Below are 13,473 nucleotides of genomic sequence, written 5' to 3' on the forward strand. Positions count from 1 at the left end.
TGATCGAGCACCGATGCATCCCGGGGAGCACACGTGGCTGTTGCAGGCAAAGGCGTGACCTATGAGAACCGCTCCGTCACCATCCTCGGCGCCGGCCTGTCCGGTGCCAGCGTCGCGCTGGAGCTCGCGACGCAGGGTGTGGCGGTCACTCTGATCGAGCGCGATGCGCTGCCCTTCTCGCGCGCGAGTCTGCGCAACGAAGGCAAGATCCACCTCGGCCTCATCTATGCCAACGACCGCTCGCTCGCCACGGCCCGGCTGCAGCTCGAAGGCGCGCTGACGTTCAGCACGCACCTGCGCCGCTGGCTCGGCCCGGTGGCCGACACGCTGCGGCGATCCACGCCCTTTCACTACCTCGTGGCCAAGGACTCGTTGCTGAATGCCGACCAGCTCGAAGCCCACTACGCGGCGGTGCAAACCCTCTACGACGAACAGCGCGCACTCATGCCGGCGCTCGACTACATGGGCACGCGGCCCGAGCGGCTGACCGTGCGCGACGACCCCGCCCGGCTGTCGGCCCACCTGCGCATGGAGCGCTTCGCGGCGGCGTTCGAGACAGCCGAAGTCGCGGTGGACACGGCCCAGCTCGCGCACCTGGTGCGCGAGGCGCTCGCCAAGCATCCACTCATCGAGTTGCGTGTCTCGCACCGCGTCGATTCGGTTGCGATCGACGGCCCCGGCTTCGTCGTCACGGGTCAGGGGCCGTCGGGCCCCTGGGCGATCCGTTCGGAGCAGGTCGTCAATTGCCTGTGGGAAGACCGCCTGCGGATCGATCAGGGCCTCGGCCTCGTGCCGCCGCCCGGCTGGGTGCACCGCCTGAAGTACCGCGTGATCGCGCGCCTGCCGCAGGCCATGCGGCAGGCGCCGTCGGTGACCATGGTGCTCGGCCCCTACGGCGACGTGGTGGTGCGCGACGACGGCACAGCCTACTTCTCCTGGTACCCGCTCGGCTGCAAGGGCTGGTCGCACGATCTCGCGCCGCCCCATTCGTGGGACGCGCCCTGCCGCGCCGAGCTGTCGATCGACGAGGCGGCTGCCGTGGCGAAGGAGGTGCTGGGCGCGATCGACGAGTGGTATCCGGGCGCGGCCGGGTGCGAGCCGCTGCTGGTGGATGCGGGCGCCATCGTCGGCTACGGCAGCACCGACGTGAACGATCCCGCCAGCGGCCTGCACGACCGCACGCGCGTGGGCGTCAACTCGCACGGTGGCTATCACTCGCTTGACCCCGGCAAGCTGACCACCGCGCCGATGTTCGGCCAGCAGGCGGCGAGCAAGGTTCTGCAAGCGCTGTAGCCGTCGACCATGAGCCCAACCGAACGCACGCCGCGCGTGGTGGCCTGCATGCCCACGTACAAGGCGGCAGGGTTCATCGAGCCCACGCTGCAATCGCTGGCCGCGCAGACCTACGCGAACCTGCAGGTGTTGATCTCCGACGACGCCTCGCCCGACGGCAGCTTCGATCTGTGCCGGCGCTTCGCCGAAGGCCGCCCGCAGTTCGCGGTGCACCGCCAAGCGCGCAACCTCGGCTGGATCGGCAACGTGAACTGGCTGCTCGAACGTGCCGAGGCCGAGTACGTGTTCTTCGCTTTCCACGACGATCCGCTGGAGCCCGGCTACGTGCAGGCCTTGGTCGACGCGCTGGAATGCTCCCCCGACGCGGTGCTCGCCTTCACCGATGCGGTCGTTGACTTTCGCGGCGAAAGCGAGTCGTGGGTGCGCCCCATGAGCTACACCGAGCTCGACGGGCTGGGCACTGCGCGCGAGCGGCTGGCCGTGCTCGCGCAGCGCACCGGCCTGTGGTGGCTGCCCAACCGCGGCCTGTTTCGCAAGTCCGCGGCCGTGCGCGTAGGCGGCATGCGCCGGCATCTCGGCGGCGAGTTCTGCGCCGACTGGCCGTGGCTGCTGCACCTGAGCCTGCTCGGCGCATTCGTGCGCGTGCCGCAGCCGCTCGTGCGCAAGGTGTGGAGCCACGAGGGGCTGTCGAAGTCATGGCGTTGGAGCGCGCACAAGCGCGTCGCCGTCACGCTTGCCTGCCTGACCGAGATCCTGCGCGCCGATCTGCCCGTGAACGAGCGCATGCGGCTGGCGGCGGATTTCAGCGGCTACTGGGTCGTGCGCTGGGCGCTATCGGCGGCACGCAGCGTGGCACGGGCGACGCGATCCTCGTTGCCGGCTCGGTGAGTCGCAGCGCGGGCACGCCCTCGGCGATTGCCGTGCCGGCCGTGTCGATGCGGTCGTTCTGCGAAAGCTTCACCGCGCGGCCATCGGGTGGTTGTCGCGCGCCTGAAGTGAACGGATGTGGGAAAGGCGTTCGTGCGTACCGGGGTGAGTGGCGGTGCGCTTGACCATCGGCAGGCGGCGAAACAACAGCTCGGCGGTGTTGCCCGGCTGGCCCATGCGGTGCAGCACGTCGTGCGCGAAGGCGTCCGCTTCGTATTCCTGATCGTGTGCGAGTTGCGAAGCCTCACGGCCGAGCGGGCCGGCGACGGCATCCGTCTTTTGCCGCACCACTTCGTCGGGGATGTACTTCTTGTAAAGGCTCGAGAGCTGGTTCCAGTGGCCGTGCGAAACATGGCCGAGTTCATGGGCCAGGATGAACTGGCGCTCGCTTTCGCTCATGTCGGCCAACGAGGCATTGGCAACGACGATGCGACCCAGCAGGCAGACTGCCAGCATCGGCCCGCGCACCACCATCAGGCGCACCGCCACCGGCGTGCCCACTTTGGTGAGCAGGTGCTCGAAGCTGGCCTCCACGATGCGCGCCTCGCGGCTGTCGGCATGCACTTGCTGCGCGGCCAGCGAATCGAACTGCATCTGCTGAGACCGTTCAAGCACCTGCTCGATGCTCTCACCGCCCCACGCCGGGGCCGCGAAGCACAGCGAAAGCACCAGAGTCGATGTGAGGACGGCAGCACGCATGAGGGGCTCCAGACTGGGCTAGGGGTATCTACCGACGTAGTGCAAGCAACGTGCCTAACGCAAGGACCCAGCGTGGGCCGCTTCGCCAGCGCGCTCAAAGGGTGAGAGCAGCGGGTGATAGCAGCGCCGGGAACAGCCTTTGCCAGTCGGCAGGATTGCAATGCGACAGGAGGGCGCCATGAGCAAACCGGCAACCGACAGGACCGCGCACAGGAGCCCACGGCAGGACGAGTCTCTGGTGCAAGGTGGGCCCGGCGATCAGGCGGGACTCTCCGCCGACTCGCGTGACACCGGCCAGGCCGGCAGCCAGCAAGGCCGGCCGCAACAGCAGGAACCGGCGACGGGACAGCGCACCGCGGACGGCGGCTCGCCGCCGCCGAACGGGCAGTCGGCCAATCATGACGAACGCGCCATCACCGATATGGAGCGCAAGGCTGGAACGCCGGATGATCGCGCCACCACCGACTGGGCTCACGGCGAAGGCGAGCCGAAGACCACGCCGCCTTCGACAGACAAGCCCCGGCGCTAGCCAGCACCACGGCTCTCGCGCCGAACGCCTGATGCAGGCTGATGCGGCCAAAGGCTCCCGCAAGGAACGCGACTTGCCGCACCCCAGGACTACTGTCCTTGTCGAAAGGCATCTCATGAAGCTTTCCACCACACTCGCGGCTGCGGTACTCGCCGTCACCGGCACCGCATTCGCCCAGACTTCCACCGGCTCCCGCACGATGCCCACGCCGTCGCCCACGGCCCCGGCGGCCGGTGCGATCGTCGACCTGCCGCCGCCTGCGGCAGCCACCGGCACGTCGCCGGCTGCGCCATCGCCCGGCATGACCGTGCAGCCTGGCTCGACGGGCTCGACAACTCCCGGCACTGCGAGCCCGGGCACACTTCCCGGCACGGTTCCCGACACCGCGCCGCCCGGTACGGTTCCTGGCACCCTGCCGCCTCAGACGACCGTGCCCGGCACGGTTCCTGGAACGGTGTCGCCGGCTCAGCCTGGAACGATGCCGGGTGCCCCGATGAGCACGGTGCCGCCCCCGACGCTGCCGCCGTCCACCACGACGCCGGATCCGGTGCCGCCGATGACGACGCCTCCAGGCACGACCGTGCCACCGATCACCCCGGCGCCCGCAACGAGATAAAAAAACGAACGCCTCGGGGCCGCCGGGCAGCGGCCCCTGCCTTCACTGCAGCAGGCCGCTCTAACCGAATTGCGCGAGCAAACGCTCCAGCGCCATCGTGAAAGGCACCTCCATCAACGGCAGCGTCACGGTGATGCCGATGAGTCCGACCGCCAGCGTGATCGGAAAGCCGATCGCGAAGATGTTCATCTGAGTGGCCACGCGCGACACCACGCCGAGCACCAGGTTGGCAAACAGCAGCATGGTCACGATGGGCAGCGCGATCCACACGCCCAGGCGAAACACCTCGGCGCCCCACACCTGCGGCTGCACCATGCGCAAGAAGGCCAGCGGCGCCTCGCCCACCGGAAAGGCGTGAAAGCTCTGGATCACTGCCGCGGTGAGCAGCAGGTGGCCGTTCATAACCACGAACAGCAGCGCCGCGGTGGTGCCGAAGAAGCGGCTCACCGCGGTCGACTGGCTGGCGGCGATGGGGTCGAAGAAGGACGCGAAGTTCAGGCCCATCTGCAGGCCGATGAGTTCGCCCGCGTACTCGATTCCGGCGAAAACGATGCGTGCGGCGAAGCCGAGCGAAAGGCCGATCAGCAGTTGCTGCACGACCGCCTCGAGCGCAAGGGCGCTGTCCAGCGCGATCACCGGCGCCGGCGGCAGCGAAGCCTGCGCGGCGACGGTGATGAAGAAGGCCAGCGCCACCTTCACCCGCACCGGCACGCCGCGCATCGACAGCAGCGGCGCGCTGGTGAAGAGCGCCAGCACACGCAGGAACGGCCAGATGAGCGGGCTGAGCCAGGCGGTGAGTTGGGCTTCGGTGACGGTCAGCATGGTGTGGCTGGGCTTTCGCGGGGGGACCGGCTGGCCCTCACCCCAACCCTCTCCCAGAGGGAGAGGGAGTCGTTCACCCGATCACGGTCGGTATCGACTGCAGCGTGCGCTGCAGGTAATCGACGATCGTGGTGAGCATCCACGGCCCGGCGATCGAAAGCACCGCCACGGCCGCGATCAGCTTCGGCACGAAGGACAGGGTCTGCTCGTTGATCTGCGTGGCGGCCTGGAACACGCTGATCACGAGGCCCACCACCAGCACCGTGATGAGCATGGGCGCCGAGATGAGCAGCAGGAGGTACAGGCCCTGCTGGCCGATGGTGAAGACTTGTTGCGGATCCATGGTGGCCGATCAGGTGGCGAACGATGCAGCGAGCGAGCCGAGCAGCAGGTTCCAGCCGTCGGCCAGCACGAACAGCATCAGCTTGAAGGGCAGCGCCACCAGCACCGGGCTGAGCATCATCATGCCCAGGCTCATCAGCACGCTGGCGACGATCATGTCGATGATCAAAAAGGGAATGAAGATCAGGAAGCCGATCTGGAAGGCGCTCTTCAACTCGCTGGTCACGAAGGCCGGCACGAGCACGCGAAACGGCGCGTCCTCGGACTTCACCGAAGCGTCCAGCTTGGCCAGGCGGGCGAAGAGCATCAGGTCGCTCTGGCGCGTCTGCTTGAGCATGAATTCGCGCATGGGCACCTCGCCACGAGCGAGCGCCTCGTCGAAGGCGATCTGGTTGGCGGTGAAGGGCGCGTAGGCCTGGTCGTAGACGCGGTCGATGGTCGGGCCCATCACGAACAAGGTGAGGAACAGCGACAAGCCCACGATCACCTGGTTGGGCGGCGCCGACTGCGTGCCGAGTGCCTGGCGCAGCAGGCTGAGCACGATGACGATGCGGGTGAAGCCCGTCATCATGAGCAGCACCGCCGGCAGAAAGCTGAGCGCTGTGAAGAACAGCAGAGTCTGGATCGGCACCGAGTAGCTGGTGCCGCCCGCGCCCTGCCCGATCAGCAGCGGCAGCGCGGCACCGGGCGCTGCGGGTGCGCCGGCGGCCTGCGCTAAAGCCGCTGCAGGAACGGCCGACAACACCGATACGCACGCGATCAGCGCCGCGCGGCGGTGGCGCGCAAGAAAGTAGCCCATCAATTTCATTGCAATGGCGCTTGCTTGGCTGATGCGCCGCGCACCTTGCTCAGCAGCGCCGCGAACGGCATTTCTGGCGCCGGCGCGCCCGGCACTTCGGCCTGCGGCGTGAGCGTGTGCAGCACATTGATGGCCTGCGGCGTGACGCCCAGCACCAGCCAGCGGCGCTCCTCGCCCTGCCCCACCTCGACGGTGAGCACGCGCTGGTGCGGGCCCAGCGGCAAGGCGCCCACCGTGCGCATCACGGCATCCGTGCGGCTCATCGCGCCCATCGCCGCTCCGTAGGGGGTGCGCTTGAGCAGCCACAGCACGAGCGGAATGGCGGCCAGGATGAGGACGAACCACAGCAGGCCCAGCCCGAGAGAACCGTTCATGTCGGAAGGCGCCTTCTCACATGCCGCGGCTGAGCCGGCGCATGCGCTCGCTCGGCGTGACGATGTCGGTCAGGCGAATGCCGAACTTGTCGTTGACGACCACCACCTCGCCCTGCGCGATCAGGTAGCCGTTGACCAGCACGTCCATCGGCTCGCCGGCCATCGCGTCGAGCTCGACCACCGAGCCCTGCGCGAGCTGCAGGATGTGCTTGATGGGGATCCTCGTGCGGCCCAGCTCCACGGTGAGCTGCACCGGGATGTCGAGGATCATGTTGATGTCGTTGCCCGCGCCGCCGTTACCTGTGGGCGTGAAGTTCGTGAACGGCGCCGGCGACACCTGCTCGGCCGGCGCCATGACCTCGTGGGCCGTTTCCTGCTGCTCGAGCGCGGCGGCCCATTCGGCGGCCAAGTCGTCCTGGGCGGTGTTGTCTGCGGTCGGTTTGGCGTCAGCCATTGTGGTCTCCCAACCAGTGGGGGTTGTGGTTCGTCAGCAGGTGGTCGATCTTGATCGCGTACTTGCCGTTGCTCGTGCCGTAGTGGCAGTCGAACACCGGCACGCCGTCGACCTTGGCCTTGACGATCGGCTCGAGGTCGAGCTCGATGAAGTCGCCCGGTTTGAGCGAGAGCAGTTGCTCCACCGTCGCGGGCGCGGTGGCCAGCTCCGTGACGAGCTCCACCTCGGCGGCCTGGATCTGCTGCGTGAGCAGCTTGACCCAGCGGCGGTCGGGCTCGTTGGAGTCGCCCACCGTCGCCGAATACAGCGTGTCGCGGATCGGCTCGAGCGTGGCGTAGGGAATGCAGAAGTGAATGGTGCCGCTGGTCTCGCCGATTTCCAGCGTGAACGAGCAGGTCACGACGATCTCGCTGGGCGCGGCCACGGTCGCGAACTGCGGCTGCATCTCCGAGCGCTGGTATTCCAGATCGATCGGGTACACACCGGCCCACGCCTTTTTGTATTCAGCCGCGATCACATCGACCAGGCGCGTGATCACGCGCTGCTCGGTCGGCGAGAAATCGCGCCCCTCGATGCGCGTGTGGAACTTGCCTGCGCCGCCGAAGAGGGCGTCGATCACCGCGAACACCAAGGTCGGGTCGCACACGATCAACCCGGAGCCGCGCAGCGGGCGCACCGACATGATGTTGAAGTTGGTCGGCACCACGATCTCGCGCAGGAAGGCGCTGTACTTCTGCACCTTGATGCCGCCGACGGCCACCTCCGGCGTGCGCCGGATCATGTTGAACAGCCCCACGCGGATGTTGCGCGAGAAGCGCTCGTTGATGACCTCCATGGTGGGCATGCGCCCACGCACGATGCGCTCCTGGCTGGCCAGGTTGTAGTCGCGGATCGCGCCGGTCTCGACCGCCTCGGTCTCGAGCTTCTGGCTCTCGCCGGTGATGCCCTGCAGCAGCGCGTCGACTTCGTCTTGCGAAAGGATCTGCTGATTCATCGCACGAGCCGGGTGGAGACGGTGAACGGTTTCATCACTGGATGATGAAACTGGAAAAGTGAACCTTCTCGACCGGGTTGTGCACCGCCGGCACACGCGGCCGGCCGGCCACCGGGGACGCGGGCGCCACTTCGATGCCCAACGGGCGCACCGACTCGCGCATGATCTCGGCGGCCAGTTGCTCCTTGCCGGCGCGCTCGAGCAGTTCGGCCGAGCTCTTGTGGGCCAGGATCATCAGCACGCCGTTGCGGATCGCCGGCATGTAGGCCTTGAGTTGCTCGGCGACCTCGGCGTTGTCGATCTGCAGGGTGATGCCGATCTGCGCATAGCGTTCCTGCTCGCGGTCGGCGAGGTTCACCACGAAAGGATCGAGCGGCAAGAAGGTGGGCGGCTTGCCGGGGTTGCGTCGGCCCTGGTCCTGGAGCGCCCGCGCCTCGTCGGCCGCAAGCGTGCCGTTCTCGCCGGCAAGCGCGGCCGCAAAGGCGGCCTTCTTCTTGAGCACGACCACCGTCGCCGCCGCGGCGCCAGCCAGCAGCACGCCGACGATCGCCAGGATCACCAGCAGCTTCTTGGGCAGCTTGCGCCGTGGCTTTTTCGCGGGAACGGGGACGGCTTCGGCCGCGGCTGCAGACATCGGGAACTCCTTGGTCACTCTGGCGTGCGCGGCGGCGATGGAGCTGCCGCACGCAGGGAATGAGAGTGATTATTCGAGCGGGCTACTGCGCTGATGCGGGGATAAGGCGGCTCAATCCGCTGCTGATGCGGATATGGAGGGCGCGGGCCGGCCTTTCAGGCATATAGATCGAGCAGACCGCGCCCGCCCGGCAGCGCTGCGCTGGCAGGAGCAAGAACCTCGCCGGCATCCGCATCCCCGCCGGCGCCACGCGCCGTGCCGCCCTCACCCGACGACGACTCTCCCGCTCCCGAGCGCTGCTCGGAGACGCCGCCACCGGTCAGCGTGAGGCCGGCGCCGTGCAAGGCGGCAGCCAACGCCGGCAGACTCGACGTGAGCGCCTCGCGGGTGCCGGCGTGGGCCGCGCTGAAGTCGATTTGCGCCTGCGCACCGTCGAGCGCAATCTGCACTGTGATCGGGCCCATCTCGGCCGGGTTGAGTTGGAGTTGGGCCTGCTGCACGCCGCCCTGCGCGAGCAGGGTGAGCCGCGCGGCCAGAGCGGCCCCGAAGTCGGGCGAATTCACAGGCGTGGCCAGCGCGAGCATCGGCGCGGCGCTTGCGGCCGAGGCCGAGGCCGGCGTAGCGGCACTGCCAGCGGCGGCCTGGGCCGGGTTCAGGCTCGCGGCGGCTGGAAGAGGCGACGCTTCCGCTGCAAGCGCTGCACCTTGTCCCGGTCCGACGCTTGCGGCGGCGAAAGCCGGTGAGGCGGTGGCGGCCTTCGCGAGTTCGGCGCTAGCTGCCGTGCCGGTCGGGGGAAGGGGCTGAGCGCCGGCCCCGGCAGCATCGTCGCCGCCGAGCGCGGCCGCGGCCGTGCCGGGCAGTTCACCGAGGCCGCGCCCGCCTGGCGCTTGCAGCGCCGCACCGCTGCCGCCGGCCGTGTCGCCGAGTGCCCGATCGGCCGCCGCGAGATTGCGGCCGAAGCGCGTCAGCCATTCGAGCACCGGCGGCGTGCCGCTCGGCGACGCAGCGGCCTCGGCGGCCGGATCGGCATTCGTTTCGGCGCCGGAAGAAGCTTCGGTCGCGGCCGATTCGGCTCGTGCATCGCCGTCGCTTGCCTCAGTGGTCGAGGCGGTGGCTTCACCCGCCGTGTCCTTGCGCGAGGCGACACGCGCGCTCTCGGCTCGGCCGCCGGCCGCGCGTTCGGCTTCACTGCCGGCAGCGGGCTTCGGCTCGCGCGGGGGCGCTTCGTCGGCACGCGCAGCGCGGGCACGTTCGGACTGTGAACGTTCGGCCTGCGCCCGCTCGGTAGACGTTCGCGAGGAAGGCGCTTGCGGCGCGGCCGCGGGTGCGGGCCGGCTGGCCGGCTCACGCCGGGCCTCGGGCACGTCGAAGGCACTGCCGTGGTACGCGCCGCCGCCGTTGCGCTCGACCTGCGCACCGAGCACGCCGGCGAAGGCGCCGGGCGAGCCGGTGCTGCCGCCGGCACGCGGATTCGTCGAGGCCTCGGCGCCGAGGCCGAGAGCGGATTGCGCGTTGAAGTGCAGGTTCACGGTAAGCGGTTCCTGTTCAGTGCGTTCGCGATGAGGAAGCGACGCGTTGTGTTGTATCGATGAGGTTCGGGCGTGGCGCTCGAGCCCCGGCGACGATTGCCGCGCTGGGCTGGCGTCGTGCTGCGGTGTCGTTCCGCCCTCAGGCCGCGCCGAAACCCAGCGCATCCGGCCCGCCCCCTGCCGCGAGGCGCTGCCAGGCAACGCGCGCGGCAAATTCATCGGTGGCTTTCTGCTCGCGGCGGTCGCTGCGCAAGGTGACCTCGGCGGTGCGCCGCTCGATCAGCTTTTGCACCGAGGCCGCGCGCAGTTCGGCGGCGAGCAGCGTGGCCTTGGCGTCGTCGGCACGCGCGGCGGCCTGGGTCACCACGTGGCCTTGCTGGGTCACCGCATCGTCGAGTCGCGACATGAAGCCCTGGTAGCACTGCAGCAGCTCGATGGCGCCGCTTTGCTGGAACTGCTTGCCGAAACGATCGGCGTACTCGAGCCGGTAGGCGGCCAGTTGCCCGGCCTGCACTTGCGCGGCCTGCACGGAGGCGAGCGCGTGCCGGTGCGCGGCGAGCGCCTTGTCGCGGGCGGCGCCCGCCTGTTCGAGCAAGGTCTGCAGGGCAAGGATGTCGGACATGGGGGTTCCTGAAACGGGTTCTGACTGAAACGGAAAGACGGGACTCAGATGCCGGTGAGCTTGCGAAGCTGCCGCACGCCGGCGTCGAGCAAGGCGGGTTCGTGCATGTCTTGCTGCAGCAATGCGCGCATGGCGTCGATATGGCGCACCGCGAGGTCGAGTTCGGCGTCGTGACCGGGCGCGTAGGCCCCCAGCGCGATGAGGTCGCGCGCCTTCTGGTGGCGCGACCACCACTGGCGCAGCCGCCGCGCGGCCTGCAGGTGTTCTGGCGTGGCCACGTTGTGCATCACGCGCGAAGCCGAGCGCTCGATGTCGATGGCGGGGTAGTGGCCCGACTCGGCGAGTTCCCGCGAGAGCACGATGTGGCCGTCGAGGATGGCGCGCGCCGCGTCGGCGATCGGGTCCTGCTGGTCGTCGCCCTCGCTGAGCACGGTGTAGAACGCGGTGATCGAGCCGCAGCCGGCCAGGCCGTTGCCGCTGCGCTCCACGAGCTGCGGCAGCTTGGCGAAGCAGCTCGGCGGATAGCCCTTGGTGGCCGGCGGCTCGCCGATCGCCAGCGCGATCTCACGTTGCGCCATGGCGTAGCGCGTGAGCGAATCCATCAGCAGCAGCACGTGCTGGCCGCGATCACGAAAGTGTTCGGCGATGGCGGTGGCGTAGTTCGCGCCCTGCATGCGCGTGAGCGGCGGCGCATCGGCCGGCGCAGCCACCACCACGGCGCGAGCCAGGCCCTCGGCGCCGAGGATGTCTTCGATGAACTCCTTGACCTCGCGGCCGCGCTCCCCGATGAGGCCGACCACGATCACGTCGGCCGCCGTGTACTTGGCCATCATGCCGAGCAGCACCGACTTGCCCACGCCCGAGCCGGCGAACAGGCCGATGCGCTGGCCGCGGCCGACGGTGAGCAGGGTGTTGATGGCGCGCACGCCGGTGTCGAGCGGCAGGCGCACCGGGTCGCGCTCCATCGCGTTGATGGGGCGGCGCACCAGCGGCTCGTTGCGCACGGCGCCGGGCCTGCTGTCGAGCGGGCCCAGGCGGTCGAGCGGCGTGCCGTGCGAATCGACCACGCGGCCGATGAGGCCGTCACCGATCGGCAGGTGGCGGGTGCGGTCTTCGCTGCGCCGCCAGGGGTGGCTGGGTTCGCCGAGCACGGGCGGCGCGGTGGTGGTGGGACGCGGCACCACGCGCGCGCCGCTGGCCAGGCCATGCAGCTCGCCGGTGGGCATGAGGTAGGCGCGATCGCCGGCGAAGCCGACCACTTCGGCCAGCACGGGGGGCTGGCCGTCCATGCGCACTTCGCACACCGAGCCGACCGGCACGCGGATGCCGGCCGCTTCGAGCACCAGGCCGGCGACGCGCACCAGGGTGCCTTGCGCTTCGAGGGGCAGCGGGCCGGTGGCGTGGGATTTGAGGTCGTCGAGGTAGCGTTGCCAGGTGGGTGGCAGGGCGATCGGCGGTGTGGGCGCCGGCACGGCCGGGGCAGTGGCCGTGCTCATGACCCCGAGCCCTCGCTAGCCACTTGCACCTCGAACTCGCTCGGCCGCCCGATCGCCGCGCTTGCGCGGCGCCAGCGGGCTTCGATGCTGGCGTCGATGATTCCCATCTCTGTCTCGACCACGCAGCCACCGCGCGCGAGCGCCGCGTCGGGCACGAGGCGGGCGCCGCGCGCGGCCAGGGCCTCGCCGGCATGGGTTTGCACCAGCGCATGGTCAGCGGGATGCAAGTGCACCCTCACCTGCTGCGCGGCCACGACGGCAGCGGCCAGCGCCTCCTGCGCCACCGCGGCAACGAACTCGGGCCGGGTCGTCAGTTCGCTTCTGACCACCTGCCGCGCCAAGGCCAGAGCCACCTCGGCCACCTGCCCGGCAAGGCCGTGCTCGAGCTGCTCGAGCTGGGCGCGATAGGTGCCCGCCAGCGTGCCCATCTGCGCGGTGATCTGCTGCGCATAGCTTTGCTTGAACGCCTCCAGTGCGACAAGGCCGTCGCGGTAGCCGTCCTGGTAGCCCGACTGACGGGCGGCCTGCAACTGCGCGGCCAGTTCGGCCGGGGTGGGCGGTGAGGCGGGGGCCGACTCGCCGGCGCCCGGGTCGGCGCGGGGCGCCGTGGCGCCGAAGCTGTCGGGTGTCCAGGCCGCGAAGCTCTTGACTTCTTCGCGTGGGATGAAGCGGGCGTAGCTGCCGCCGGCGCCGGCCGTCGCAGCGGCGCCGGGTGTGCCGGTGCCGGTTCGCGTACCGGTACGCGTGCCCGCGCCCGCGCCCGCGCCGGCACCTGCAGCCGCACCCGTGCCCGCACCTGCACCCGTGCCTGCACCCGCACCCGTGGCGGCGCTGGCGCTAGTGCCGCTCGCGAACGATGCAGCCGAACCGGCGCTGAAAGGCGAGCGCTCATGAAGGGCCGCATCGGCCGCGGCGCGCTCGGCGAAAGAGGCGCCCTTGGGTTCGTCGAAGCGCCGCGTGCGCGCGGCGGGGTCGCGCCCGCCGGGCGATGGGGCCGGGTCGCGCCCGAGGGTTTGCCTTGCAGGGTCGCGCGCTTCGGCGCCTGCGGCCGGCTTGTGGTCAGAGGAACTTGTCATCACCGCCGCCACTCAGCACCACCTGGCCTTCGTCGGCCAGACGGCGAACGATCTTGAGCATTTCCTTCTGCTCGGCCTCAACCTCGGACACGCGCACCGGACCGCGCGATTCCAGGTCTTCGCGCAGCGTCTCAGCCGCACGCGTGGACATGTTGGTGAAGATCTTCTCGCGCAGCTCGGGCGTGGCGCCCTTGAGCGCGATGACGAGCGATTCGCTCTGCACTTCCTTGAGCAGCGCCTGCACGCCACGGTCGTCGATCTTGAGCA

The 13,473-nt window shown here is 69.6% G+C and carries 16 protein-coding genes; 3 read left to right on the forward strand and 13 right to left on the reverse strand.

Translation table 11 applies throughout. The annotated features are described in order from the left end of the window. Positions 1-54 precede the first annotated feature (54 nt). Positions 55-1,293, forward strand: a complete 1,239-nt coding sequence (locus H0W40_RS08280; protein WP_292445232.1) for an FAD-dependent oxidoreductase — start codon at positions 55-57, stop codon at positions 1,291-1,293. 9 nt (positions 1,294-1,302) lie between these two features. Continuing rightward, entirely contained in the window at positions 1,303-2,181 is an 879-nt protein-coding gene (locus H0W40_RS08285) for a glycosyltransferase family 2 protein (RefSeq protein ID WP_292445235.1), read from the forward strand. 69 nt (positions 2,182-2,250) lie between these two features. Here H0W40_RS08285 and H0W40_RS08290 read toward each other — a convergent pair whose 3' ends face one another. Then, a complete protein-coding gene (locus H0W40_RS08290; RefSeq protein WP_292445236.1) occupies positions 2,251-2,919 on the reverse strand; it encodes a M48 family metalloprotease in 669 nt (222 codons plus the stop codon). Between the two features lie 178 nt (positions 2,920-3,097). Between H0W40_RS08290 and H0W40_RS08295 the strand changes: the two genes are divergently transcribed. Next, on the forward strand, positions 3,098-3,448 hold the full coding sequence (locus H0W40_RS08295) for a hypothetical protein (RefSeq protein ID WP_292445238.1): 351 nt from the start codon (positions 3,098-3,100) through the stop codon (positions 3,446-3,448). A 676-nt stretch (positions 3,449-4,124) separates the two neighbouring features. Here H0W40_RS08295 and fliR read toward each other — a convergent pair. The 12 genes from fliR to H0W40_RS08355 form a co-directional block, all read right to left on the reverse strand. After that, complete coding sequence (fliR, locus tag H0W40_RS08300; protein WP_292445240.1) at positions 4,125-4,886, reverse strand: flagellar biosynthetic protein FliR; 762 nt, start codon at positions 4,884-4,886, stop codon at positions 4,125-4,127. A gap of 73 nt (positions 4,887-4,959) precedes the next feature. Beyond that, on the reverse strand, positions 4,960-5,229 hold the full coding sequence (gene fliQ / locus H0W40_RS08305; RefSeq protein WP_292445242.1) for a flagellar biosynthesis protein FliQ: 270 nt from the start codon (positions 5,227-5,229) through the stop codon (positions 4,960-4,962). A gap of 9 nt (positions 5,230-5,238) precedes the next feature. Further along, entirely contained in the window at positions 5,239-6,027 is a 789-nt protein-coding gene (fliP, locus tag H0W40_RS08310; protein WP_292445263.1) for a flagellar type III secretion system pore protein FliP, read from the reverse strand. 5 nt (positions 6,028-6,032) lie between these two features. Next, positions 6,033-6,401: a flagellar biosynthetic protein FliO gene (locus tag H0W40_RS08315; RefSeq protein WP_292445243.1), complete on the reverse strand. Its 369-nt coding sequence runs from the start codon at positions 6,399-6,401 to the stop codon at positions 6,033-6,035. 16 nt (positions 6,402-6,417) lie between these two features. Continuing rightward, entirely contained in the window at positions 6,418-6,855 is a 438-nt protein-coding gene (gene fliN, locus H0W40_RS08320; RefSeq protein WP_292445245.1) for a flagellar motor switch protein FliN, read from the reverse strand. Further along, positions 6,848-7,849, reverse strand: coding sequence for a flagellar motor switch protein FliM (gene fliM, locus H0W40_RS08325; protein ID WP_292445247.1), 1,002 nt, complete (start codon positions 7,847-7,849; stop codon positions 6,848-6,850). The genes fliN and fliM overlap by 8 nt, the downstream gene beginning before the upstream one ends. 34 nt (positions 7,850-7,883) lie before the next feature. After that, positions 7,884-8,483, reverse strand: coding sequence for a flagellar basal body-associated FliL family protein (fliL, locus tag H0W40_RS08330; protein ID WP_292445250.1), 600 nt, complete (start codon positions 8,481-8,483; stop codon positions 7,884-7,886). Positions 8,484-8,638: 155 nt separating this feature from the next. Next, on the reverse strand, positions 8,639-10,012 hold the full coding sequence (locus H0W40_RS08335) for a flagellar hook-length control protein FliK (RefSeq protein WP_292445251.1): 1,374 nt from the start codon (positions 10,010-10,012) through the stop codon (positions 8,639-8,641). A 139-nt stretch (positions 10,013-10,151) separates the two neighbouring features. Beyond that, complete coding sequence (fliJ, locus tag H0W40_RS08340; protein WP_292445254.1) at positions 10,152-10,634, reverse strand: flagellar export protein FliJ; 483 nt, start codon at positions 10,632-10,634, stop codon at positions 10,152-10,154. 44 nt (positions 10,635-10,678) lie between these two features. After that, positions 10,679-12,130 carry a flagellar protein export ATPase FliI gene (fliI, locus tag H0W40_RS08345; RefSeq protein WP_292445256.1) on the reverse strand — a complete coding sequence of 484 codons (1,452 nt, stop codon included), beginning with the start codon at positions 12,128-12,130 and terminating at the stop codon, positions 10,679-10,681. Next, the gene (locus tag H0W40_RS08350) at positions 12,127-13,206 is read right to left on the reverse strand and encodes a FliH/SctL family protein (RefSeq protein WP_292445259.1); all 1,080 of its coding nucleotides are present in this window, start codon (positions 13,204-13,206) and stop codon (positions 12,127-12,129) included. Before H0W40_RS08350 ends, fliI begins: the two co-directional genes overlap by 4 nt. Then, positions 13,190-13,473: FliG C-terminal domain-containing protein (locus H0W40_RS08355; protein ID WP_292445261.1), on the reverse strand; the 284-nt coding region annotated here is incomplete at its 5' end. The genes H0W40_RS08350 and H0W40_RS08355, both read right to left, overlap by 17 nt.

This window comes from Methylibium sp. (genome assembly GCF_013817345.1).
In the GTDB taxonomy this organism is placed as follows: Bacteria; Pseudomonadota; Gammaproteobacteria; order Burkholderiales; family Burkholderiaceae_C; genus Methylibium.